General features: G+C 42.7%; 18 protein-coding genes and 1 CRISPR repeat array. Of the genes, 6 read left to right on the top strand and 12 right to left on the bottom strand.

What is annotated here, in order from left to right; all coding sequences use genetic code 11:
• Positions 1–25 precede the first annotated feature (25 nt).
• A complete protein-coding gene (locus F952_RS13180) occupies positions 26–1,615 on the top strand; it encodes a 5-oxoprolinase subunit B/C family protein (RefSeq protein ID WP_004928556.1) in 1,590 nt (529 codons plus the stop codon).
• Entirely contained in the window at positions 1,612–3,342 is a 1,731-nt protein-coding gene (locus F952_RS13175; RefSeq protein ID WP_004928552.1) for an acetyl/propionyl/methylcrotonyl-CoA carboxylase subunit alpha, read from the top strand. The genes F952_RS13180 and F952_RS13175 overlap by 4 nt, the downstream gene beginning before the upstream one ends.
• Before the next feature lie 124 nt (positions 3,343–3,466).
• Here F952_RS13175 and F952_RS13170 read toward each other — a convergent pair whose 3' ends face one another.
• The 5 genes from F952_RS13170 to F952_RS13150 all read right to left on the bottom strand — a co-directional run bounded on the left by F952_RS13170 (position 3,467) and on the right by F952_RS13150 (position 8,651).
• Positions 3,467–4,645: a thiolase family protein gene (locus tag F952_RS13170; RefSeq protein ID WP_004928551.1), complete on the bottom strand. Its 1,179-nt coding sequence runs from the start codon at positions 4,643–4,645 to the stop codon at positions 3,467–3,469.
• 56 nt (positions 4,646–4,701) lie between these two features.
• Positions 4,702–6,111: a short-chain fatty acid transporter gene (locus F952_RS13165; protein WP_004928545.1), complete on the bottom strand. Its 1,410-nt coding sequence runs from the start codon at positions 6,109–6,111 to the stop codon at positions 4,702–4,704.
• Between the two features lie 107 nt (positions 6,112–6,218).
• Positions 6,219–6,863: a 3-oxoacid CoA-transferase subunit B gene (locus F952_RS13160; protein ID WP_004928542.1), complete on the bottom strand. Its 645-nt coding sequence runs from the start codon at positions 6,861–6,863 to the stop codon at positions 6,219–6,221.
• 2 nt (positions 6,864–6,865) lie between these two features.
• Entirely contained in the window at positions 6,866–7,570 is a 705-nt protein-coding gene (locus F952_RS13155; RefSeq protein WP_004928540.1) for a CoA transferase subunit A, read from the bottom strand.
• 178 nt (positions 7,571–7,748) lie between these two features.
• Complete coding sequence (locus F952_RS13150) at positions 7,749–8,651, bottom strand: LysR family transcriptional regulator (RefSeq protein WP_004928539.1); 903 nt, start codon at positions 8,649–8,651, stop codon at positions 7,749–7,751.
• 464 nt (positions 8,652–9,115) lie between these two features.
• Between F952_RS13150 and F952_RS13145 the strand changes: the two genes are divergently transcribed.
• Together F952_RS13145 and F952_RS13140 are read left to right on the top strand one after the other, a co-directional pair.
• Entirely contained in the window at positions 9,116–10,534 is a 1,419-nt protein-coding gene (locus F952_RS13145; RefSeq protein WP_004928537.1) for a GntP family permease, read from the top strand.
• A gap of 74 nt (positions 10,535–10,608) precedes the next feature.
• Positions 10,609–11,394 (top strand): 3-hydroxybutyrate dehydrogenase, encoded by a 786-nt coding sequence (locus tag F952_RS13140; RefSeq protein ID WP_004928534.1) that lies wholly within the window; start codon positions 10,609–10,611, stop codon positions 11,392–11,394.
• Between the two features lie 53 nt (positions 11,395–11,447).
• Here F952_RS13140 and F952_RS13135 read toward each other — a convergent pair whose 3' ends face one another.
• From F952_RS13135 to F952_RS13110, 7 genes are all read right to left on the bottom strand, one after another.
• Positions 11,448–12,494, bottom strand: coding sequence for a dipeptidase (locus tag F952_RS13135; RefSeq protein WP_004928533.1), 1,047 nt, complete (start codon positions 12,492–12,494; stop codon positions 11,448–11,450).
• Entirely contained in the window at positions 12,491–13,651 is a 1,161-nt protein-coding gene (pqqE, locus tag F952_RS13130) for a pyrroloquinoline quinone biosynthesis protein PqqE (RefSeq protein ID WP_004928529.1), read from the bottom strand. The genes F952_RS13135 and pqqE overlap by 4 nt, the downstream gene beginning before the upstream one ends.
• On the bottom strand, positions 13,648–13,923 hold the full coding sequence (pqqD, locus tag F952_RS13125; RefSeq protein ID WP_004928524.1) for a pyrroloquinoline quinone biosynthesis peptide chaperone PqqD: 276 nt from the start codon (positions 13,921–13,923) through the stop codon (positions 13,648–13,650). The genes pqqE and pqqD overlap by 4 nt, the downstream gene beginning before the upstream one ends.
• Entirely contained in the window at positions 13,920–14,687 is a 768-nt protein-coding gene (gene pqqC, locus F952_RS13120) for a pyrroloquinoline-quinone synthase PqqC (protein ID WP_011182533.1), read from the bottom strand. Before pqqC ends, pqqD begins: the two co-directional genes overlap by 4 nt.
• Complete coding sequence (gene pqqB, locus F952_RS13115; RefSeq protein ID WP_004928517.1) at positions 14,677–15,591, bottom strand: pyrroloquinoline quinone biosynthesis protein PqqB; 915 nt, start codon at positions 15,589–15,591, stop codon at positions 14,677–14,679. Before pqqB ends, pqqC begins: the two co-directional genes overlap by 11 nt.
• A 73-nt stretch (positions 15,592–15,664) precedes the next feature.
• Positions 15,665–15,736, bottom strand: a complete 72-nt coding sequence (gene pqqA / locus F952_RS17190) for a pyrroloquinoline quinone precursor peptide PqqA (RefSeq protein ID WP_011182532.1) — start codon at positions 15,734–15,736, stop codon at positions 15,665–15,667.
• A 227-nt stretch (positions 15,737–15,963) separates the two neighbouring features.
• Entirely contained in the window at positions 15,964–17,586 is a 1,623-nt protein-coding gene (locus F952_RS13110) for a purine-cytosine permease family protein (protein ID WP_004928514.1), read from the bottom strand.
• 190 nt (positions 17,587–17,776) lie between these two features.
• Here F952_RS13110 and F952_RS13105 point away from each other — a divergent pair, with 190 nt between their 5' ends.
• Together F952_RS13105 and F952_RS13100 are read left to right on the top strand one after the other, a co-directional pair.
• Entirely contained in the window at positions 17,777–21,241 is a 3,465-nt protein-coding gene (locus tag F952_RS13105) for a hybrid sensor histidine kinase/response regulator (protein WP_004928507.1), read from the top strand.
• A complete protein-coding gene (locus F952_RS13100) occupies positions 21,238–22,200 on the top strand; it encodes a response regulator transcription factor (RefSeq protein ID WP_004928503.1) in 963 nt (320 codons plus the stop codon). The genes F952_RS13105 and F952_RS13100 overlap by 4 nt, the downstream gene beginning before the upstream one ends.
• Positions 22,201–22,279: 79 nt before the next feature.
• Positions 22,280–25,546: direct repeats of the CRISPR family, unit length 28 nt; unit sequence TTTCTAAATCATCTATGCGATGACGAAC.
• Positions 25,547–25,552 lie beyond the last annotated feature (6 nt).

Here is a 25,552-nt window from a genome sequence, read left to right as displayed (position 1 = left end):
CAGAGGTCAAGGGAGATTGCAAAATATGCGTTTTTTAGCCGTCAATCTGGACAGTTTTTTAATTGAACTGAATGATCCTGAACATACTGTTGCGTTGTTTCGTCATTTAGAAACTATCAAACATCCTCATATTGTAGAAATGATTCCTGCTGCCACCACTATTTTGGTTTATTTTGATCGATTAAATACCGAAGTCAGTGCACTTATCCGTTACATCAAATCACAAAGGATTGAGAGGCAGCAACGGCATTCTGTAGCCAAAGTGGTGATTGATGTGACCTATGATGGTCCAGATTTGCATCATGTTGCTGAATTATTGGGTGTAACGGTGTCTGAAGTGATTTATCGGCATAGTAATACCTGTTGGAACGTTGCATTTATTGGTTTTGCACCAGGGTTTGGTTATCTAAACAGTCCAGATCATCCATTTGGGAGCATTCCACGATTAAGCTCACCACGTAAAAAAATTCAGGCAGGTTCTGTTGCATTGGCAGGGGAATATACAGGTATCTATCCTAAAGATAGCCCTGGTGGATGGCAGTTGATCGGATCTACTCCCCAACAGATGTGGGACATACATCGTGATCCACCTGCACTATTACGGGCTGGCGCTCAGGTGATATTCCGTGATATTACACGCCAGCCCAGCCATGTGGTCGTACCCGAAATTAAAATACCTAGGCAGCCTGAGCAACATCTTCAGCCTGTTTTTGAATTATTACAAACTGGTTTGCAAAGTCTGGTTCAAGATCAGGGGCGAACACATCAAGCTGCACTTGGCGTGGGGCGTTCGGGGGCAATGGATCAGACTGCATTGTCTCAGGCAAATCGTATTGTGGGAAATCCTGATCATGCTGCGGTCATTGAAATCCTGAACGGTGGCTTAAAGCTAAAAGTGTTGCAATCTACTGTCGTTGCAGTCACGGGAGCAGCAAGTCATATTGGGGTGAGCTATGCAGGTCAGGCCCAGGTCAAGGTGCCCGATTATTCACCTATTGCACTGGATTGTGGTGATCTGCTTTATATCGATTCCCCGCATGCGGGCTTACGCCATTATCTTGCCATTCGCGGCGGCATTAAAACAGAAAAAATACTCGGCAGTGCAAGTTTTGACACGTTGGCAGAACTAGGTACGCCACCTTTAAAACCGCATGATTTTATTTATTCAGCAGAATTATCGGTTGGCAGTGTCTTACTTCATGAAAAATGCGCACAACAGCTTCCAAAAATAGGCGATGTAGTTGAAGTAGATGTAATCCTCGGCCCACGTACGGACTGGTTTGAGCCAGAAAGTCTAACTCAGTTTTTTCAACAGCAATGGTTGGTGACGCAGGAAAGTAATCGGATTGGTTTACGTTTAAGTGCCGGGTTACCGCTTAAACGTCAGATTCATGGTGAGCTTGCCAGTGAAGGAACCTGTACAGGTGCCTTACAGATCCCGCCGAATGGACAGCCTGTTTTATTCATGAATGATCATCCACTTACGGGTGGTTATCCGGTACTAGGTGCTATTGCCATTGACCATCTAGACCGTGTTGCCCAGATTCCGCCAGGTTGTTTGATACAGTTTCGTCAAAAGTCAGAAATTTTAGATTTGGATAAAGAGTCAACATGAACAATCAAAAACATAAAATTTTAATTGCCAACCGTGGTGAAATTGCAGTGCGAATTATTCAGGCGTGTAAAGATCTGGATATTGGATCTGTGGCAATTTATGCCGACGATGATATTCAGAGTTTACATGTCAAACTGGCCGATGAAGCATGGTCATTGTCAGGCATCACTGCCAAAGACACTTATTTGAATATTCCACGTATTATTGAGATTGCCCAAAAATCTCAGGCAACCATGATTCATCCAGGCTATGGTTTTTTGTCTGAACGGGCTGAATTTGCTCAGGCTGTCCTGGATGCTGGATTGATCTGGATTGGACCTTCACCACACAGTATTCAAAAACTCGGCGATAAAATTGAAGCGCGTAAAATTGCTGCTTCTGTAGGGGCACCCTTGGTACAAGGAATCTCTGAACCGTTGCAAAACTCAAAACAAGCGCTGGATTTTGCCAAGGCAGTAGGTTTGCCTATTGCCATTAAAGCAGCTTATGGCGGTGGTGGACGTGGTCTGAAAGTGGTTTGGACACTTGAAGAAGTCGAAACGTTATATGAGTCGGCAGTGCGTGAAGCGGTCACTGCTTTTGGACGTGGTGAGTGTTTTGTCGAGCAATATCTGGATAAGCCACGGCATATTGAAGCGCAAATTATTGCAGATCAACATGGCCATGTCGTGGTGGTTGGTACACGTGATTGTTCTCTGCAACGCCGTAATCAAAAGTTGGTTGAGGAAGCGCCTGCACCGTTCATTGACGACACGATTTATCAGCAAATTTTAGAATCGTCTCGTAACATCTGCCGTGCGGCTGATTATGTTGGTGCAGGAACCGTCGAATATCTGCTGAGTCGTGATGGCAAACTCTCGTTTTTAGAGGTGAATACGCGATTACAAGTTGAACATCCAGTAACAGAACAGACCTCAGGCATGGATCTGGTTGCAGAGCAGATTTCAATTGCTTTGGGTAATCCGCTGAGCGTTCAAACAACACCTGTAGCACAAGGCCATGCCATTGAGTTTCGGATGAATGCCGAAGACCCAGCAAGAGGATTTATCCCTGCGTTTGGGCAGATTAAAACCTTTACACCACCAACGGGTTTAGGTGTACGGGTGGATACAGGCGTGTTTTCGGGTAGTCTGGTATCTCGGCACTTCGACTCACTCATGGCTAAACTGATTATTTCTGGCCCGACACGTGACATTTGTTTGCAACGTGCCAAACGTGCTTTGGCCGCTTTTGAAATTGACGGGGTTGCTTCAGTTTTAGCATTTCATCGTGCGATAGTGAACGAAGCAGATTTTGTTGATGATTTTCAAGTACACACACGCTGGATCGAGGAGAATTTTCAGCAGCAATTTGAGCCTCAGCCACGTAGCCAGTTTACTCAGGATGCCAATTTGCAGCGTTATCCGATTGAGATTGACGGCAAAATGCACGTTGTGGGATTACCCGCAGGTTTATTCAATACCATTGCCACTCAACCCATTGAAACCAGTTCTGAAAAAACAGCCAGTTTGACTACGAATGATTTACGTGCGCCGATTAACGGGGTGATTAGTACATGGAAAATACAGGAAGGGGATCAGGTCGAGCAGGGGGCTGTTGTGGCGATTATGGAAGCCATGAAAATGGAAATTCCAGTGGTTGCTCATCAGGCTGGAAAAATCCAGCATTTGGCAGTGCCAGGCATGACCTGTCATGCTGATCAAAAAATTGCTGAAATTCTCCAATAAAGCCAGAGGATGAGTAAACTGATTCGATAGGACTTTGTGAGCCTGTAGAAACTTATCAGTTGAACGATTGAATTAAATCCATATCAGGACGGATCATGACATGTTCCGTCCTTTATATTTGGGTTTAATCGACAAGTTCTATGGCAAGGGCAGTGGCTTCACCGCCGCCGATACATAGTGCTGCAATCCCTTTACGTTTGCCCAGACGTTTTAGCGCATGAATAAGCGTGACAATGATTCTGGAGCCCGATGAGCCAAGCGGATGACCTAATGCACATGCGCCACCGTTGATATTGACCTTCTCTGCGTCGAGCTTGAAAGCATCAATCGCGGCCATGGTGACCATGGCAAAAGCTTCATTGATTTCCCACAGATCGACCTCTTCTGCTGTCCAGCCAATTTTTTTAAGTAATTTTTCAATCGCTCCGACAGGTGCGATGGTAAATTCGGCGGGAAGCTGTGAATGAGTGGTGTAACCCTTAATTTCTGCTAATACTTTGAGGCCACGCTGCTCTGCTTGTTGTTCTGAAGTAATGAGCAAAGCAGATGCACCATCACTGATGGAGCTGGAATTGGCAGCAGTAATCGTTCCATCTTTAGCAAACGCTGGACGCAAGCTCGGAATTTTATCTATTTTTGCATTGCCTGGATTTTCATCCTCAGATACGGTTATGTCGCCTTTACGGGTAGCTACGGTGACTGGTGCAATTTCAGATTGGAAATGGCCTGCTGTAATGGCGTGTTGCGCGCGAGTCAGCGAGCGAATCGCAAACGCATCCATCTGTTCACGGGTGTAACCTTTTTGATTTGCCATGTCTTGGGCAAAAGAACCCATGGCACGGCCTGTATAAGCATCTTCCAAACCATCTAAAAACATATGATCGAGTACTTGTCCGTGACCCATACGATAGCCAGATCGAGCTTTAGGCAACAAATAAGGCGAATTGGTCATGGATTCCATACCGCCAACCACCGCAATCTGAATACTGCCTGCTAGAATTGCATCGGCTGCAAACATAGTCGCTTTCATACCAGAGCCACAGACTTTATTGATGGTTGTCGCCCCCACATGGTCGGGCAAGCCTGCTTGACGCATGGCCTGACGTGCTGGAGCCTGTTTGAGTCCTGCTGGCAAAACACAACCCATAATGACTTCATCAATATCTGCTGCTGGAATTTGTGTTTGTTCTAATACGCGCTGAATGACGACGGCACCCAGATCAGGTGCAGTTAAGCCAGCAAGACTTCCCTGAAAACTTCCCATCGGGGTTCGGGCTGCTGCTGCAATCATAATTTTTGACATATCCAAAGTCCTTCTTAAATGGATGTGATTTTAAGACACCACATTTATGCTCATCGTTAAAATACGGGTGGGGTATAGCTCAGTGTTTTTCCAAGAATCCATAATAAAAACATCACCAGCGGTAAATGTACCACCAGTTGCGTTACGGTAAACCCAATGACATCTTTGGGTTTGAGTTTAAGAATGCCTAGCATGGGCAACATAAAAAATGGATTGATCAGGTTGGGTAAGGCTTCGGCTGCATTGTAAATTTGAACTGACCAACCCAAATGATACTGAAGATCGTTTGCAGCCTGCATGACATAAGGTGCTTCGATAATCCATTTGCCACCGCCAGAAGGTACAAAAAATCCCAGAATGGCAGAGTAAATTCCCATCACCACTGCAAAAGTATCATGTGATGCAATCGAAACAAAAAATTCAGCAATATAATGAGAGAGCGAAAAGTCCTGAGCATTGACCGCTTGCGTCATAATGAAAGCAATGCTGCCATACAGTGGAAACTGGATCAGCACGCCTGAAACCGCAGGAACGGCCTTGCTCACGGCATTGAGGAAATTACGGGGTGTCCGATGCAACGCCAGACCGAGCATCAAAAAGATAAAGTTGTAAGTATTCAAACTAGAAATTGCAATAATAGGATTGTTTTTGGAAAATTCCATAAGCATCCAGCCCAGCCCAAGTACCACAATTAAAATGGTTAAAATAGGCGAATTTTCTAGCCAGTCACCAGGGCGGGTCGATTTGGGTTCAGCTTTTTCTTCATCTTCAAAATCCAGATGAAAATCCTGCATGGTTTTGACATTTTGACCTTTAGGTGCCGACCAATATGCAATCACAATAGACACAATCACCAGCACCAGTGTCATGACCAGTGATTGCCATAAGAAAATAGTTTGGGTAAATGGAATCACACCTGTCAGGTTATAAATGGATTCTGGCAAACTGGTTTTATTGGCCTGCAACTGTGCAGCCGATGAGCTAATACCGAGTGCCCAAGTGGCGCCCATGCCAATAATTGCGGCAGCGGCAGCAGCACGATAATCCATGTTGAGTTCTTTGCGTTTTGCCAGCGCAATGACCAGTAATGCTGTCAAGATCGTACTAATTGCCCAGTTGACCAAAGAAATGAGCAAACTCACGGTGGCCACCATTACAATGGCACCGCGACCTGAATGTGGCAAACGTGCCATTTTCTGAATGAGTTTTTTCACAGGTGCAGAAACAGAAACCACATAACCGACAATAATCAGCATGGTCATTTGCAGTGTAAACGGGATGAGACTCCAAAAACCGTTTCCAAATGCGCCTGCCACATCTTTGACTGGCGCACCAATGAAAATTGCGGCAAGCGACACAATAATGACGCCAAGTAGCGCAAAAATATAAGAATCAGGAAACCATTTTTCTGACCAGTCACTGACTTTTAAGGCAAAACGCTCCAAAAGCGCAGGTTGTTTATCCATAATTAAAATCCGTCTTTTATTGTATTTTGAGTGATCAGTCTCATTGAGCCGATCACGCTTTATTTTTAGGTTCCTTCATGGAACCTTATCTGTTCTAACTTTATAATTTAAGCAAGGGCAGCGTGCTGTAATAACTCAACGCCCGAGGCAGCTTGAATCTGTTGCAAGGTAACGCCATCTGCCAGCTCAACCAGTTGTATACCTTCGGGTACAATGTCCATAACACCAAGATCGGTAATAATGCGGTGTACGACACCTTGACCTGTCAGTGGCAGTGAGCATTCAGATACAATTTTGGCTGAGCCATCTTTGGCACAGTGTTCCATCAGTACCACGACACGTTGCACACCGACCACGAGATCCATTGCACCGCCCATACCTTTGACTTTTTTGCCTGGAATCATCCAGTTGGCCAAATCTCCTTTTTCAGAAACTTCCATTGCGCCTAAAATCGCGATATTGACATGACCGCCGCGAATCATGCCAAATGATTCACTACTTGAGAAAAATGCAGCACCCGCACGAGCAGTGACGGTTTGTTTCCCTGCATTAATCAGATCTGCATCTACAGTGTCCTCTGTCGGAAATTCTCCAATCCCCAGCAAGCCATTTTCAGATTGCAACCAGACTTCTACATCGGCGGGAATATAATTGGCGACTAGCGTCGGTAAGCCAATTCCAAGATTGACATAAAAACCATCTTGCAATTCCTGTGCGGCACGTTGTGCCATTTGTTCACGTGTCCATGCCATGATTATGCTCCCTGTGCTTTTAAAGTTTTTTGTTCGATACGTTTTTCTGGTGCACTATTGAGCACAACGCGATGTACAAAAATACCTGCTAAGTGAATTTCATCTGGATCAAGTTCGCCTGTTTCAACGATCTGCTCAACTTCGGCAACGGTAATTTTTCCAGCCATAGCACATTCAGGGTTAAAATTACGCGCGGTTTTACGAAACACCAGATTGCCTGCTCTGTCTGCTTTATAAGCTTTCACCAATGCAATATCAGCAGTTAAGGAGGGTTCTAAAATATAGGTTTTCCCATCAAATTCTCGTTGCTCCTTGCCTTCGGCAATAAGAGTTCCTACACCTGTTTGCGTGTAAAAAGCAGGGATGCCTGCACCACCAGCACGCAGCTTTTCGGCCAACGTACCTTGAGGTGTCAATTCAACTTCAAGCTCGCCATTGAGATATTGGCGTTCAAATTCCTTATTCTCTCCTACATAAGAAGAGATCATTTTCTTGATTTGTTTGGTTTGCAATAACAAACCTAAACCAAAATCATCCACGCCAGCGTTGTTGGAAATACAGGTCAGATGTTTGACTTGTGTATCTTTCAATGCACCAATTAACGCTTCGGGAATACCACAAAGCCCGAAACCGCCTACTGCCAAGGTTTGATGATCTTTAACAATATCCTGTAGTGCGAGCGCTGCACTTTTATATACTTTATCCATCTTGATGACTCAAAATCCCTGTGTGTTTTTATTATTAGCATTCTGAATTTATTTAAAGAAGTTGAAAATTTTAAAGATTTGATGAGTAAAATTAATCAATCAGAACGTTTCCATCAATGGATTCGCGCAACCCTGCTTGCTCTGATCAAATCAAGAGCATTAAAACTTATGACTATGGCTACTGGTTTTTTAAAATAGAATCATATGGAAAGCGTGTGAGCGCTTGCATAAACTGGACTGAAATATTAGAAAGTTCAAAATCTTTTTTATAGACAATACCTACTGCCTGATGCACTTCACTATTTTCAATTTCGAGTAAGACATTATGTTCTTTGTCTACAAAATGCTGAAAGTGACGTGGAATTGCACTGACGCCAATTCCGAGTGCGACCAGACTGGAAAGAGAACTGATTTGATGACATTCAACTTTCAAATCTAAAATCAGGTCGTGCTGTTGTGCATTTTGTTCAAGCAAATAACGAACAATAGACGGATGCTGCAATGTTACAAAGGGATTGGCATAAAGCTCTGGCCATTGAACTGTTTTTTGTTGTGCTAAAGGATGAGACTTGGGCAAAAGCGCGAGAAAGTCTTCATCAAACAGGGGCTTGAATTCCAGTTGTTCGTGTAAGACGGGTTGAAAACAGAGCCCGAGTTCAAAAATTCCATCCAGCACATTTTCAATAATACGTTCGTTGGGAATGTCATGAATTGAAAAACTTAAATTCGGATGTTCACTCGAAAAAATTTTAATCACTTCTGGCAAAATGGCATGGGTCACAAATGGCATGGATGCAATGCTTAAGGTTCCTCTGTTGAGCTTAAAGCGCTGTTTAACATCTTTCTCCATATCTTCCCAATTTGCCAGCAACTTGCGCGCCAGTGGAATCAGAGATTGGCCTTCATTTGTCAGTTCAACTCGTCTGGTGTTACGTTTAAACAGCTTGCCACCGAGTTCCTCTTCAAGCGATTTGATACTCAAACTCAGCGCAGACTGACTCAAATGCAACTCGGCAGAGGCATTGGCATAGTTCAGATTACGAGCCAGCACGAGAAATGCTTTAAGTTGCTTGAGCGTCATAGGTGTCATCCTGATCAAAGTTTTTGATTTTAAAGCATAATGATAAAAAATATATTCGATCTAAGTCTTGTTTTTTTGTAAAAGCTAAATTTTCACTTATCTATTTTTAAATGTTTAATTAATTCTCATTTAAATCATTGGCAAATTTAATTAATTGATTTATTTTTTAGAATAAATAACATTAATGAGTTTTTTAAAATAAATAATATATTTTTTAAATAAATAATTTTGTTTTTATAATATTGAATTTTAATAATATTTTTTTATTTTTAATATTTAAAAATAATCATCTTGTGTTTTTAAAATTTATTGATATTTTAAAATAAATACTCAATCTTATTTTTAATTTTGCGTCTGGTGTTTTAGAAAATAAACCAATTAAAGTCAGGTGAGCCGTTATCAAATATTAGGCATGATATTTGGGTAAGACCTGACATATATTCTTTGTAATGGAGTAAAAGAATATGTGGGAACTGTTTGTCATTTTACTTTCGTTAAGTTTGCTCATGTATACGGCCTATCGTGGATTTTCTGTGATCTTGATGGCGCCCATTTGTGCATTGCTGGCTGTTCTTCTGATCAATCCTGCAAATGTATTGCCATTTTATTCTGGTGTATTCATGCCGAAAATGGTCAATTTTATTAAAGACTATTTTTTGGTATTTTTGCTGGGTGCTATATTTGGTAAAGTCGTCGAAATGTCGGGCATCGCCGAGTCGATTGCCAAAACTATTGTGAATTTGATTGGCGCCAAAAAAGCCATTTTGACCGTGGTATTGCTGGGTGCGATTCTGACCTATAGCGGTGTTAGTTTATTTGTTGCCGTGTTTGCAATCTATCCATTTGCCAATCAATTGTTCCAGCAAGCCAATATTCCAAAACGTCTGATTCCAGGCACGATTGCGCTGGGTGCGTTTACCTTCACCATGGATGCCTTGCCAGGTACGCCACAAATTCAAAACGTGATTCCAACTACCTTCTTTGGCACCAATATCTACGCAGCACCATTTCTCGGTATTATTGGTGCAATTTTTGTATTGTGTATGGGATTGAGCTATCTGGAATGGCGCCGTCGTGTTGCTGCACGGGCGGGTGAAGGCTATGCAGGTTTTGACCAAGCGGCATTCTCAGATGTTCAAAATACCATTGTTGATGCAAATGAAAATAGGACATTTCTTAGACAATGTCTTGCGTTTGTTCCACTTATTTTAGTGGCTGTGATGAATAAATATTTATCGACAGCCATCAAAACCTGGTATCCAAATGGCTTTGATTTCAACGCAATTGGCTTAGCCAATTATACTGTCGATGTCGCCAAAACAGGCGCAATCTGGGCTGTTGGACTCGCACTAATTGTGGGAATTATCACAGCCATTTTGTTTGATTATCAGCGTGTCATGAGCCAGTTCAAGGAAGGCGTCAATGCCAGTATTGGCGGTTCACTTCTGGCTGTGATGAATACTGCCTCCGAATATGGTTTTGGTGCGATTATTGCGGCATTACCAGGTTTTGCCTTGATCAGCCATGCCTTAAGTCATACCTTTACCAATCCATTGGTGAACGGGGCTGTGACCACCACCACACTTGCAGGAATTACAGGTTCTGCTTCGGGCGGGATGAGTATTGCTTTGAGTGCGATGGCAGAACAGTACAATGCTGCAATTTTGGCAGCAGGTATTCCGCCAGAAGTGATGCACCGTGTGGTTGCCATGGCTTCAGGAGGTATGGATACACTCCCGCATAATGGCGCCGTGATCACGTTACTTGCGGTAACAGGTTTAACACATAAACAGTCTTATAAAGATATTTTCGCTGTGACCATCATTAAGACGATGGCTGTGTTTGTCGTGATTGCAGCCTTTACATGGTTTGGTATCGTTTAAGTCGAGATAGATCCATCAAGATTAGACCTTGCATTTTTGACTGCAAGGTTTTTTAAAATAGACAGGAGAATACGGTGAGTAAACAATTAGACACTAAGGTTGCATTTATTACAGGTTCTGCAAGTGGAATTGGTCTCGAAATTGCAAAAAAATTTGCAGCAGAAGGTGCCAAAGTGGTCATCTCGGATGTCAATGCAGAAAAATGTGAAGATGCAGTGAAACAGCTTAAGCAACAAGGTTTTGACGCGCTTGCCGCTCCATGTGATGTAACAGACGAGCAGGCTTATCAAGCGGCAATCGAACTGACCCAAAAACACTTTGGAACCGTCGATATTTTGATCAATAATGCAGGTTTTCAGCATGTAGCAGCAATTGAAGATTTCCCAACTGAGGTGTTTCAAAAGTTGATCGCTGTGATGCTTACAGGGGCATTCATTGGCATCAAGCATGTATTTCCAATCATGAAAGCACAGAAGTCTGGACGCATTATCAATATGGCATCAATTAATGGCCTGATTGGTTTTGCTGGAAAAGCAGGTTATAACAGTGCGAAACACGGAGTTATCGGGCTGACCAAAGTGGCAGCGCTTGAATCTGCCAAAGATGGTATTACCGTCAATGCGTTGTGTCCAGGCTATGTAGATACACCGCTCGTTCGTGGACAAATTGCCGATCTGGCCAAAACACGCAACGTCAGTGAAACCACAGCATTGGAAGACGTGATTTTGGCAATGGTGCCCCAAAAACGTTTACTTACAGTTGAAGAAATTGCAGATTATGCAATTTTCCTATGTAGTGACAAGGCTGGGGGGGTAACAGGTCAGGCTGTGGTCATGGATGGTGGATATACCGCACAATAAGTTTGTTATCTTTTCAAAGACGGTATTGACGGCCGTCTTTTTTTTGCCAAAATTTAGCAAGCTGGATGCCAAACTCGCTGTAGCGCACTCAACCAGTTTTGATGACAGAGTTTTTCTTGCAGTGCTTGTGAATAGCCACGTCGTTCAAATGCTTGTTGTAGATGAATCAGACCTGTAACATCTTTTAGGTGATCGGAAATAAAACCACCATCAAAATCTGAACCAAACGCAACCTGATCTTCACCTAGCTTGTGCATCAGGTATTCGATATGTTCCAGAATTAAATCAAGTGAAGTCGCTGCATTACGCTGCCCATCTGGGCGTAAAAATGCTGTATCAAAATTGACCCCAACACAGCCTTGACTGGCCTGAATGGCTTCAAGCTGTGCATCGGTCAGGTTGCGTGGCTGCGGACACAGTTGATGTACATTGGAATGCGTGGCAATCAGTGGAAGCTCACTTATCTTGGCTGTATCCCAAAAGGCTTTTTCATTCATATGTGATACATCAATCATGATCCGTTTTTCTGAACAGAGTTGAATTAAGGCCTTGCCCTGATCGGTCAGACCCAGCCCTGTATCTGGCGAATGTGGAAAACTGGCTTGCAAACCATGCCCAAACTGATTGGGCAGATTCCATAAGGGGCCAATACTCCTTAGGCCACGTGCATGTAGTTGTTCAAGTACACCAAACTCTGAATCAAGGACTTCGGCACCTTCCAGATGAATCACTACCGCCATGATATCCTGCTGTAAACAGAACTGGATATCTTCAACACTTAAACAAATCTGGATACGCCGATCTGAACGTGATGCAATCTGTTTGATATAATCAAGCTGGGTAAAAACAATATGGTGTATGTCTTGAGTATCAAAACCCGCTTGTGCAGATTTGCGGAGTTTATATGGATGGTTGTTTTTGACATAGTCGAACGGCGGTACAAAGATTGCAAATAATCCGCCCGCAAATTGCGCCTGTTGGCAACGTGCAAAATCCAGATGTCCAGGCAATTGACCCTTTAAGAACATGCCGACAGGATCAGGATGTTCGCTTAACCAAAGCCGTGCCAGTAAGTCATTATGTCCATCAAAGCTTTTCATAATAAGCTATCTGCATCTGATGCGCGTTTAAAAAATAATTTAGAATTTTGTGGATTACGAAGTTTTAGATCGCTGATATCAGGCTTTGAACACTGGGTTTGTAATCGTGCTTCCACAATCTGATGATGCACAGGAGATTTACTACACACGGGGTCTGTGGCGTACATGTTTTTGGTCAACATGTATGCCTGACAGCGACACCCACCCAGATCTTTGTCTTTGTCTGGGCAAGAACGACAAGGTTCCTGCATCCAGTCTGTACCACGAAAGGCATTGAAGGCAAAGGCCTCATTCCAGATCGTCTTTAACGATTGATCCTGAATCGTTGGAAATTCCAAGGGTAAGTCTTTGGCACTTTGACACGGTAAAACCGTTCCATCTGGACTCACCGTGATAAAAATCTGTCCCCAGCCACCAATACATTTTTTAGGGCGTTCCTGATAATAATCAGGTGCCACCAAGAGTAATTTAGTTTTGAGGTGATGCTGATCGATATATTGACGATAGGCCTGAACGCGCGCTTGCGCATAACTGATTTGTTCAGGCGTAGGAAGTAAGGCAGCTTGATTGAGTTTGGCCCAGCCATAAAACTGGCAGGTTGCCAATTCGACATAATCTGCGTTGAGTTCAAGACTGAGTTCAATAATCTGATCAATCTGCTCGATATTAAAACGGTGAATTACAAAGTTTAGTACCATCGGATAGCGATGTTTTTTGACCGCTAAAGCCATAGCCTGTTTTTGCTGAAAAGCTTTACGCGAGCCAGACAAAATTTCACTTAAAGCAGGGTCACTGGCCTGAAAGCTGATCTGAATATGATCCAAACCAGCTTCGCTGAACTCGGCAATTTTCTGTTCGGTTAAACCAATGCCTGAGGTAATCAGATTGGTATAAAAACCTAATTCATGTGCATATTTGATGAGTTCAGATAAGTCTTGACGTAGTAATGGTTCACCACCAGAAAAGCCAAGTTGTACACTTCCCATGGCTCGTGCCTGACGAAATACATCTTTCCATTCATCGGTACTCAGTTCTTGCTTGACTGCGGCATAATCCAAAGGATTTGAACAATAAGCACATTGTAATGGACAGCGATAGGTCAGTTCTGCCAGTAGCCAGAGTGGTGGCTTGCTCTGGAGTGAAACAGGAATGTTCATTGCAAGCAAATCCACTGCCGAGATTCGGCCTGTTTTAAAAACTCTACGATGTCCTGATCGAGTCCTGTCGCATCTGGAAATTGCGCACTTAAATTCTGAATGATGTCATGCACAGTAAGCTTGCCATCGATCTGTTTTAAGATCAGCGTTGCGCTTTCATTTAAACGTACCAAACCTTCAGGATACAAAATCACATACGATTGCTGGGCTTGTTCCCATTGAAAACGATAACCGCGATTAAATACTGGCGTGGTATGCAATAAGTCACTCATCCTAATAATCCTTTTTGATGCCAAACCGCTTCTTGAGTAACCGTGTGATATGGTGCACGCTCAAGCACATAGGCCATGCTCATACCATCAAGGATCGTCCACAAAATATCCAGTTTGAACTGTAAAATATTCAACATACGCTGCTGGCGATCTACGGTATTGCAGTACTCAAGTGCCAGTTCCAAACCATGCTCAACGTCACGATTGGCCTGACTCAAGCGTCCTCTAAAATAGGCGTAACCTTCTGCATCAATCCATGGGTAATGTGTAGGCCAAGTATCCAGACGTGATTGATGGATGGCAGGTGCAAAAAGTTCGGTAAGCGAACTACATGCAGCTTCTTGCCAGCAGGCACGACGGGCAAAATTGACATAGGCATCTACCGCAAAACGTACACTGGGCAAAACCATCTTTTGTGACAAAATAGTCTCACGGTCTAGGCCAACGGCTTCACCCAGACGCAACCATGCTTCAATTCCGCCATGGTCGTCATGTTGACCATCGTGATCCAAAATACGTTGCACCCATTTACGGCGTGTCGCAGGATCTGGGCAATTGGCCATGATGGCCGCATCTTTTAAAGGGATATTGACCTGATAATAAAAACGGTTGGCGACCCAGCCCTGAATTTGTTGCTTAGTGGCATGCCCATCATTCATCATGATGTGATAGGGATGATGAATATGATAGTAGCGACCTTTGTCACGCAGGGCTTGTTCAAATTCCGCAGGAGAAAATAATGTTGTGGTCATATTAAACCTCAATCAGCATACCATCATAACTCACCTCAATCTCAAGCTGCTTGAGTGTGGCACGTTCGACAGAATCTTCGTTTAAGATCGGATTGGTATTGTTGATATGAATGAGAACTTTACGCTGTTTTGGAAATTGACTGAGTAAATGAATCAGCCCACGTTCTTCCTGCAATGCGAGATGTCCCATATCTTGCCCTGTGTTTTTTCCTACACCCAATAATGCCAGTTCTTGATCTTTCCACAAGGTTCCATCGACCAGCAGGCAATCCGCACGTTGCATATACGACAAAATGCTGTCATCCATCTGGCCTAAGCCTGGCGCATAAAACAAGGAATGACCTGTGCGGGTATCTTCAATCCAGAGCGCAATATTATGCCCAGGTAAAGGGCGATGACGATAAGGCGAATAGGGCGGGGCATTACTTAAAATAGGTACTGGGGTAAAACGGATCGCTTCACATACAGCCACCTGAAAAGATGTCTGAATGTCGATCGGATGATGAACCAATCCACCATTCCAGTGCTTGAGCATATTGAAAATTGGAAACCCTGTGCTGAGGTCTTCATGCACCTCGGGTGTTGCCCAAACTTGATGCGGACAGCCTTCTCTCAAATTGAGCAGCCCTGTGGTATGGTCAATCTGGCTATCAGTTAAAATAATCGAGCCGATGGATGTACCACGTCGAATTGAAGATGGGGCTTGTAGTTCGGGATTATGTGCAATCTGCTGAGCAATATCAGGAGAGGCATTACATAAAATCCAGTCCTTACCGTTGTCACTAATGGCAATTGATGATTGCGTACGGGCTTTGGCCTGAATTGTACCTTGCTTCAGACCAAGACAATTTTCACAATTGCAATTCCATTGCGGGAAGCCACCACCTGCGGCAGAACCTAAGATTTTTATCAACATGAGCGGTTTAAAAAATAAAGAGTTAAAATGAAAAACATCCACAAAAATGTGGATGTTTCAGAAAACTGTCCGATTATTCAACCGCAGCATACATTGTGATTTCAAAACCAAGACGGATATCTTCAAAAGCAGGTTTGGTCCACATTGGTAAATCTCCATTTAAAAACCATATAAGGCGTGAAGCATATATTATTTTTATTTTGGAAAAGCAGTTTTTTTACAGTAATCACATAAATTTTGTGCGCTTATCGTATTCGGCCAGATTGCAAGCCAATACAGTTAAAAATAAAAATGACCAGTTTCTTGTTTTTCAAATCACTTGCTACAACTGAGCCACGCTGTATAGCGCGGCTCAGTTGTCTTCAATAAAATCTATTTATCCATGGTTTTACATAATGAGCAGATGGTGCCGTTATGTTTATGAGAGAACATCACATCTGGACGCTCATAGTCCTGTTCACAGACCAAACATTGATACACGGTTGCTACAGGTGTGCCTTCTGCATCATAGCGTGGCTCATTAATCCCATCATGTGATTGTTTAATATAATATTTGCCCTTGGTCAGAATACCCATTAAAGGGGTCATTACAAACGCGACGATCAATGCAATTAGTGGAGAGTAGGATGCAAGGAAGCTACCCAGTAATCCAAAAAATGCTGCAATAGAGAGACCTGCTGCTGCAAGGAATGAGATGAGGCCAACAGGATTAATGTTGTGTAGCATGTCACGACGATATTCTGGCTCTTTTGGTGAAAGTTTAAGTAAGTATTTGTTGATTGAAATATCCGTTGCAACCACCACCACCCAGGCAATCGCAAAGTTGGAATAGAAACCCAGAATTTTGCCAAGTACTGCAAACATATTGCCTTCCATCAAGGCAAGAGCAATCACGAGATTGACAATCACAAACACAATACGTCCAGGGTAATGCTTGGTAATGCGAGTATATGCACTTGTCCATGCCAATGAGCCTGAATAGGCATTGGTCACGTTAATCTTGATTTGTGAAATTACCACTAGAATCACAGCCAAGCTCAATGCCAGCCAGCCTGGAAGCATGTCATGAAATGCTGCATTAAACTGTTGCACAGGTTCTGTCGAATTGACGCCAGGAATTTTGGTCAGTAAATAAAAACCCAGAAATGCACCAATGATTTGTTTGATTGCGCCTAAAATTACCCAGCCTGGTCCTGCAGAAATGACTGCTGCCCACCATTGTTTACTATTTTCTTTGGTCTTGGCTGGCATAAAACGCAGGTAATCGATTTGTTCACCAATTTGCATAATTAAAGATAAACATACGCCTGCGCCCAGCATAATTGCTGCCATATCCATAGGTGCAAAGCCTCCCGCACCTGTATACGTGGCAAATTGACCCACCAGATTGGGTTCTTTATGGATGAGATAAGCTACAGGGCCAACCATTAGAATGAGCCAGATAGGTGTGGTCCACACCTGTAAGGTACTTAGGGCTTTCATGCCATAAATGACCAAAGGAATCACCATGAAGGTCGAAATCATGTAGCCTAGCCAGAGTGGGATGCCCAAACCGAGCAGTAAGCCTTGCGCCATGATGGAGCCTTCTAGCGCAAAAAAGATAAAGGTGAAACTGGCGAAAATAATACTGGTGAGTACCGAGCCAATATATCCAAAACCTGCTCCACGTGTAATCAGATCAAGGTCAATGTTATAACGTGCTGCATAATAGGCCAGTGGAATACCCGTTAAAAAGATAATAATGGCAGCAAATAAGATTGAAAAAATGGCATTGGTCGTACCATAGGTCATACCAATACTGGCACCAATTGAAAAATCTGCCAGATACGCAATCCCGCCCAACGCTGTAATCGCAACAACTTTCGGACTCCAGCGACGAAAACTGTGTGGTGCATAACGTAAGGTATAATCTTCGAGTGTTTCATCCACTGCCTTGCGTGAATCTGCATCACTGTCATCGATTGTGCCTATATTTGAGTGTTCTGATACGCGCATAATCTAAATCTCCCCACTAACCCAATAACTGCAATAGTTCATTGCTTGATGCAAGCAGTCTGTTATTTTTGCGGCAAATAGAAAATACGTTATTTTGCGTATGTGGTGATGCATCTTAAAGATAGCAATCTGCGTTAAGTTTTGGCACAGTGACAGTTCAGGTTACCTCTGATTCACCAAAAGCCAGTTTATGCCAAATACCTCCAAGCCTCAGCAAGCACCGCAACGCGTGATCAAGACACGCCGTGAATACAATCTCTGGGTTGCAGATCAGAGTATTGAAGATTTTGCTTTACGCTATGCACCGCAATCGGTACGTAAATGGTCGCCCTGGACAGTGACCAATACTGCCATTTCGACGGTAAGCTTTTTGGCGATGGAAGCGATTGGGGCCACCATGCTATGGCAATATGGTTTTACCAATGCCATGCTTGCTGCCATTGTGGTGTGCTGCATTATTTTTGTCACCAGTTGGCCCATCAGTTATTACGCCGCCAAATACAATGTCGATGTTGATTTACTCACTCGCGGTGCAGGTTTTGGATATATTGGTTCAACCATTACCTCGCTGATTTATGCCAGTTTTACCTTTATTTTACTGGCTTTTGAAGCTGCGATTATGGCAATGGCCTTGGAGCTGGCCCTCAATATTCCACTGAGTATCGGTTATCTGTTGTCGGCACTGGTAATTTTGCCACTGGTGGTCAAAGGCATTGGATTTATTAATAAAGTACAGGCTGTGACCCAGCCACTATGGTTATTGCTGTTGCTTTTACCGTGGTTTTTTGTGCTCTGGAAGCAGCCACATTTACTCACCGATAGCGTTCATTTTGTGGGAACAATTTCGCAATCCAGTGGCTTCAATCTGTATTATTTTGGCGCAGCCTGTACACTTATTTTTGTATTTATCATTCAGATTGGTGAGCAGGCCGACTATTTACGTTTTTTGCCGCAACAGGAAAAAAATAAAACCACATGGCATCTGGCTGTATTTCTGGGTGGGCCATCCTGGATTGTTGCTGGCTTTCTTAAGGTTTGTATGGGCATGCTGCTGATGCTTCTGGCATTTCAAGCATTTGTTCCTATTAGTGAGATTGATAACCCGACTTATTTGTACTGGATTGCGTATCAGCAATTTATTCCATCACCGCAAATTGCACTACTACTTACATTGGCACTGGTGTGTCTGGCGCAAATCAAAATTAATGTGACCAATGCCTACGCGGGTTCTTTGGCGTGGTCAAACTTTTTTGCCCGTCTCACCCATAGCCACCCAGGGCGTATTGTGTGGTTAATTTTTAATGTGATGATTGCCATTGTACTGATGGAGATGGGCATTATTCATGCGGTCGAACGCATTCTGGGTTTATACAGCAATATTGCACTGGCATGGATTGGGGCAGTGGTCGCCGATCTGATCATCTGCAAGCCTCTAGGTTTGAGTCCCAAAGGAATCGAGTTTAGGCGTGCTTATCTCTACGACATTAATCCAGTGGGTGTCGGTGCTCTATTCATTGCTTCTGCCGTATCCATTTTAAGCTACTTGGGTTTTTTAGGCGTGACCGCCAAAGGACTGGCCAGCTTTATTGCACTTGGAACTGCGATTTTTTGCGTGCCAGTCATCGCTTATGTCACCAAAGGAAAGTACTATATTGCTCGTCAGCCTGAGCAGATTGCGGCGACACATGTCGCGACCTGTGTGGTGTGTGAGCGCGACTATGAACTGGCAGATATGGCGTATTGTCCTGCTTATACGCATTCGATTTGTTCATTATGCTGCTCGCTGGAAGCGCGATGCCATGATCTATGCAAGCCACATGGTCGTTGGTCTGTACAGCTCAAACAATGGATCGAACGCTATTTGCCACAGCGCTGGGCTGGACGTCTGAATACGCGTTTGAGTCAATATATTTTATTGATGCTTTCGCTCGGTATTATTTTGGCAGTATGTTTAAGTCTGGTTTATTTGCAAGAAAAGACTTATCTCGAAACCGTAAATGAACAGGCCATTCAGCAACTATTTACGCTGTTTTTAAAAATTTACACCATCTTGTTTTTACTCATCAGTGTGGCGGCGTGGTGGCTTGTACTTAATGATGAAAGCCGCCGCAAAGCAGAGCAGGAAACGCAGCAGCAGACCAGTTTGTTAATCGATGAAATTGCTGCACACGAACAGACCTCCCAGCATTTACAGGATGCACGAATACTGGCAGAGCGAGCCAATGAAGCAAAAAGCCGTTATGTGGTAGGAATTAGCCATGAGCTGAGAACGCCGCTCAATAGTATTTTAGGATATAGCCAGCTTTTACAGAAGCAGGAACAGTTATCCGCGCAGGGGCAAACAGCATTGGGCGTGATTAGCCGAAGCGGTCAACACCTTACTTCACTCATTGACGGTTTACTTGATCTCTCACGTATCGAGACGGGTAAAATCAGTCTAAATATGGTGGATGTGCATTTCCCAAATTTTATTGAACAAATGATTCAGATGTTTAAACCTCAAAGTGAGCAGAAGGGGCTTAAATTTATTTGTGATGTGAGTGAGCATTTGCCGCAATATGTACGTACCGATCAAAAACGTTTAGAGCAGATCCTGATTAACCTGTTGGGCAATGCATTAAAATTTACCAATAAAGGCAGTATTTATTTCAAAGTGGGCTATCGTTTTCAGACGGCCTATTTTGAAATTAATGACACGGGCTGCGGGATTGCCCATCACGATTTGGAGCGTATATTTAATCCATTCGAGCGGGGGAGCAATGTCGTGCAGGGTGGTTTTACTGGTACAGGACTCGGCTTGCCGATTGTGAAATTGCTGGTCGATTTATTGGGTGGTCAACTCACTGTAAATAGTGAATTAAATCAGGGGTCACAGTTTAAAATCAAACTCTATTTACCTTCTAAAGCAGTGGTTCACCCAATTACAAATGTACAATCCAATCAGATTACAGGCTATAAGGGCGAGCAGAAACGAATTTTGGTGGTTGACAATGAAGCCGTAGATCGTGGCCTTGTGGCAAATTTTTTACGACCGCTTGGATTTTTGCTTAAAGAGGCAGAATCTGGGATTGAGTGTTTACGTCAGGTGCCTGCTTTTCAGCCCGATCTGATCTTAATGGATTTAAATATGCCAATGATGGGCGGTTGGGAAACTGCGCATCTACTGCGTCAAAACAATATTACCAACGTACCTATCCTGATTATTTCGGCCAATGTAAATGAACGTGAAGGCAATCCACAGGATGCTGTGCTCAGTGAAGATTTTATGCTTAAACCGATTGATTTGAATCTTTTACTGAGCAAGATTGGCGATAAACTTGGATTATCATGGATCAGTGACTCTGGACAAGATCAAGTACAACAGCCCACTCAGATTCATCCCTCAGTTGTAGCAGATCAAAATCGTGTAATGCTGCATCAACCTGTCGTTTCATATCAAGATTGCCCTCATGTTTCTCCAAATGAAAGCATCGAGCAGGCATTTGTCGAGCTAGATCGACTAATCGGGCAGGGCTACATTCGTGGAATTCAGCAAGCGTTGCAGCAGTATCAACATGATTTTCCAGAATATGCAGAACTATGGGGACAATTGAGCCAATCTGTGCAAAAATTCGATCTGAAACATGCCAGACAATTGCTTCAGGATGCTCCATGAGTCAAGACGCGCATCATACTCACTTACCTATATCACATGATCAGGCTGCTATCTTGATTGTGGATGATGTTCCTGAAAACTTGGGATTACTCCATGAAAGTCTGGATCAGGCAGGTTATCGGGTACTGGTGACTACTGATGGATTAAGTGCAATTGAGATCGCACATCGTTGCTTGCCAGATATGATCTTGCTCGATGGCAATATGCCACATATGGACGGTTTTGAAAGTTGCCTGCAACTCAAAGCAAGTCCGATCACCCAGCTTATTCCAGTCATCTTTATGACGGGTCTTTCAGAAACTGAACATATTGTTAAAGGCTTTCAGGTGGGTGGGGTGGATTATGTGACCAAACCGCTGAATATCGAAGAAGTTTTGGCACGGGTAAAAACGCATCTGGCCCATGCCAAATTGCTACAGCAGCAAAAACAGGTAATTGATGCAACCGAAGTCGCCATTATTGCACTAGATATACAAGGGGAAATGGCTTGGCAAACCGATAAGGCCACACTATTTTTGAATCAGTATTTACAGGATCAATCGGGCTTTAAGTTGGGCTTAAAGCAATGGTTTGCAGACATTAAAAAAGACAAAGACAATAAAAAACGTATGAGCTGTACTTACTCTACCTCGACACAGCAACTTCAGTTAATTCTTTTGACCCCTTGGCAAGATGATTTAAGCACGACCAAAAATTATCTGGTGCAAATCAAAATTTCCAGTACAGCATTGAGTATAGAAGATATTTTAAAATACTGCCCGCAATTGACTCAACGTGAAGCCGAAGTATCGCATTGGCTTGCACTGGGTAAAACCAATAAAGACATTGCCGAGATTTTGGAATTAAGCCCAAGAACGGTGAATAAACATTTAGAACATATTTTTGAAAAGCTTTGTGTCGAAAACCGTACTGCTGCGGTGGCATATATGAATAGTTTAGTACAAGATCAGAGTCTGTAAAAAAATTTGAAGTAAAGTTAGTTTTGAATCAACTTTTGATAGTTTGGACAGCTAGATCTTATCGATGTTGCTTTTAATATTTCTAAATCATCTATGCGATGACGAACGAGCGATCTTAACGGTCATGGCTTTTACTGCTTTTCTAAATCATCTATGCGATGACGAACATACACTCTAACGAAGAATTGGCAGCGTGTGTTTTCTAAATCATCTATGCGATGACGAACGCTTTACGAACAGCCTTAATAGTATTTCAATCTTTCTAAATCATCTATGCGATGACGAACTGACTGATGTTGCTGTGGTTCCTGCACCATCATTTCTAAATCATCTATGCGATGACGAATGTAAATCCCTCATTGGGCAGGATCAGGTGCATTTTCTAAATCATCTATGCGATGACGAACATGGCGGAAGTTAAAAAACGGCGTGTTCAGCTTTTCTAAATCATCTATGCGATGACGAACAATGGTGCAGTTGACCTACGCACAGGCGATCTTTTCTAAATCATCTATGCGATGACGAACACGCTGCAATCGACTAATCCTGATTACATTTGTTTCTAAATCATCTATGCGATGACGAACGGCAATTTTGTTGTATGCATCAAGGCATGCTTTTTCTAAATCATCTATGCGATGACGAACTTTTAACGACACATAGCTCAGTAACGCCTGTTTTTCTAAATCATCTATGCGATGACGAACTTTAGAATTGATGGTTATCCGATCCTGGTTGATTTCTAAATCATCTATGCGATGACGAACGGCATTCGTAACGAAGCGCAAGCGAAAGTAAGTTTCTAAATCATCTATGCGATGACGAACTGGTATGTATATTATGCTGTTGTTGCAATTATTTTCTAAATCATCTATGCGATGACGAACCCCACTCGCTCACTGTAGACGCGCCACTGATCTTTCTAAATCATCTATGCGATGACGAACGTGTCGGTGAAGCTTATGATTATGATTCCACGTTTCTAAATCATCTATGCGATGACGAACATGTTGCATCTTTAAAGAAGTTTGAACTCGCATTTCTAAATCATCTATGCGATGACGAACGGCAATTTTGTTGTATGCATCAAGGCATGCTTTTTCTAAATCATCTATGCGATGACGAACTTTTAACGACACATAGCTCAGTAACGCCTGTTTTTCTAAATCATCTATGCGATGACGAACTTTAGAATTGATGGTTATCCGATCCTGGTTGATTTCTAAATCATCTATGCGATGACGAACGGCATTCGTAACGAAGCGCAAGCGAAAGTAAGTTTCTAAATCATCTATGCGATGACGAACTGGTATGTATATTATGCTGTTGTTGCAATTATTTTCTAAATCATCTATGCGATGACGAACCCCACTCGCTCACTGTAGACGCGCCACTGATCTTTCTAAATCATCTATGCGATGACGAACGTGTCGGTGAAGCTTATGATTATGATTCCACGTTTCTAAATCATCTATGCGATGACGAACATGTTGCATCTTTAAAGAAGTTTGAACTCGCATTTCTAAATCATCTATGCGATGACGAACGGCAATTTTGTTGTATGCATCAAGGCATGCTTTTTCTAAATCATCTATGCGATGACGAACTTTTAACGACACATAGCTCAGTAACGCCTGTTTTTCTAAATCATCTATGCGATGACGAACTATTTGGACAATGTGATTTCTGCAGAGATCCATTTCTAAATCATCTATGCGATGACGAACTGTTGCGCGTCAATGGTACGTTCTATGGAATCTTTCTAAATCATCTATGCGATGACGAACAAAAAGATTGGTGGGACAAATTGGGCGCGGATTTTCTAAATCATCTATGCGATGACGAACACGTAGCTACGGCAATGAAAGCAATCACTGACTTTCTAAATCATCTATGCGATGACGAACCTTTTTGTGCGTCAAAAGTTGGGCTCGGCTTTTTTCTAAATCATCTATGCGATGACGAACACAAAGCCACGCGTTAAATTTAGAGACAATCTTTTCTAAATCATCTATGCGATGACGAACTATTGCTAAACGCAAGTGTCAAAATTTCTGGCTTTCTAAATCATCTATGCGATGACGAACTATCGTGCCCGATGTTTATGATAAATCGACCTTTTCTAAATCATCTATGCGATGACGAACTGTGCTTGACCTTCTGACGTAGCTCCGATACATTTCTAAATCATCTATGCGATGACGAACTCATTGAAAATGATACTTTCGCTTTGGTAGACTTTCTAAATCATCTATGCGATGACGAACGATCAGCCACTTTTTGAGCGCTCGCAACGCTTTTTCTAAATCATCTATGCGATGACGAACCGCTGCTACGCGGGTTCTACTGGTTAGCGATTTTTCTAAATCATCTATGCGATGACGAACTTTATTAAAGTCCCAGAGCTTGTGCAGCTAACTTTCTAAATCATCTATGCGATGACGAACACTATCTTTAGCTTTGGGCTTAAATAAAACTTTTTCTAAATCATCTATGCGATGACGAACACAAGTTACTTTAATAAGCCCTGTTGTCTCTTTTTCTAAATCATCTATGCGATGACGAACGATAAAATTCAGCAGCTTGGACTGAGGTATCTTTTCTAAATCATCTATGCGATGACGAACGGTTGGTAAAAGGCCGTTCTGCTGCTCAACAATTTCTAAATCATCTATGCGATGACGAACTTACCGTCGAAATCATCATTCCAATTTCCGTGTTTCTAAATCATCTATGCGATGACGAACGTGGCGGTAGATCCAAGTTACCTTTTGCTCTTTTTCTAAATCATCTATGCGATGACGAACATCTGGGGCGTACAGCTACAACCCCGAACCATTTTCTAAATCATCTATGCGATGACGAACTGACATAACAAATCTGCAGGCGGCTCAAGAATTTTCTAAATCATCTATGCGATGACGAACTTGCGCTCACACCTGGTCAATACATCCCTTGTTTTCTAAATCATCTATGCGATGACGAACTCGGCATCATTGGTACGCTTGTTGTTTTGATCTTTCTAAATCATCTATGCGATGACGAACTTATTTACAAAAGTTAACAATTCTATATGGTTTTTCTAAATCATCTATGCGATGACGAACTCTTCAGGATCACTTGGGCGCGGGTATTTTTTTTCTAAATCATCTATGCGATGACGAACAGCCAATGCACTATTCAAATATACGAAGGGCTTTTCTAAATCATCTATGCGATGACGAACGCTTCGCTTCAATACTGCGGTCGATGATGATTTTTCTAAATCATCTATGCGATGACGAACAAATGATTTTTCTCAATGTATGTTTCGATGAGTTTCTAAATCATCTATGCGATGACGAACAAAAGC

This window comes from Acinetobacter baylyi DSM 14961 = CIP 107474 (assembly GCF_000368685.1).
GTDB lineage: Bacteria > Pseudomonadota > Gammaproteobacteria > Pseudomonadales > Moraxellaceae > Acinetobacter > Acinetobacter baylyi.
The sequence above is the reverse complement of the archived record's forward strand: the minus strand, read 5'-3'. Positions and strand labels throughout refer to the sequence as shown.

Coding starts and splice junctions, on each gene's coding strand:
- F952_RS13180 (WP_004928556.1), top strand. CDS start 26: ATGCGTTTTTTAGCCGTCAATCTGGACAGTTTTTTAATTGAACTGAAT.
- F952_RS13175 (WP_004928552.1), top strand. CDS start 1,612: ATGAACAATCAAAAACATAAAATTTTAATTGCCAACCGTGGTGAAATT.
- F952_RS13170 (WP_004928551.1), bottom strand. CDS start 4,645: ATGTCAAAAATTATGATTGCAGCAGCAGCCCGAACCCCGATGGGAAGT.
- F952_RS13165 (WP_004928545.1), bottom strand. CDS start 6,111: ATGGATAAACAACCTGCGCTTTTGGAGCGTTTTGCCTTAAAAGTCAGT.
- F952_RS13160 (WP_004928542.1), bottom strand. CDS start 6,863: ATGGCATGGACACGTGAACAAATGGCACAACGTGCCGCACAGGAATTG.
- F952_RS13155 (WP_004928540.1), bottom strand. CDS start 7,570: ATGGATAAAGTATATAAAAGTGCAGCGCTCGCACTACAGGATATTGTT.
- F952_RS13150 (WP_004928539.1), bottom strand. CDS start 8,651: ATGACGCTCAAGCAACTTAAAGCATTTCTCGTGCTGGCTCGTAATCTG.
- F952_RS13145 (WP_004928537.1), top strand. CDS start 9,116: ATGTGGGAACTGTTTGTCATTTTACTTTCGTTAAGTTTGCTCATGTAT.
- F952_RS13135 (WP_004928533.1), bottom strand. CDS start 12,494: ATGAAAAGCTTTGATGGACATAATGACTTACTGGCACGGCTTTGGTTA.
- pqqE (WP_004928529.1), bottom strand. CDS start 13,651: ATGAACATTCCTGTTTCACTCCAGAGCAAGCCACCACTCTGGCTACTG.
- pqqD (WP_004928524.1), bottom strand. CDS start 13,923: ATGAGTGACTTATTGCATACCACGCCAGTATTTAATCGCGGTTATCGT.
- pqqB (WP_004928517.1), bottom strand. CDS start 15,591: ATGTTGATAAAAATCTTAGGTTCTGCCGCAGGTGGTGGCTTCCCGCAA.
- F952_RS13110 (WP_004928514.1), bottom strand. CDS start 17,586: ATGCGCGTATCAGAACACTCAAATATAGGCACAATCGATGACAGTGAT.
- F952_RS13105 (WP_004928507.1), top strand. CDS start 17,777: ATGCCAAATACCTCCAAGCCTCAGCAAGCACCGCAACGCGTGATCAAG.
- F952_RS13100 (WP_004928503.1), top strand. CDS start 21,238: ATGAGTCAAGACGCGCATCATACTCACTTACCTATATCACATGATCAG.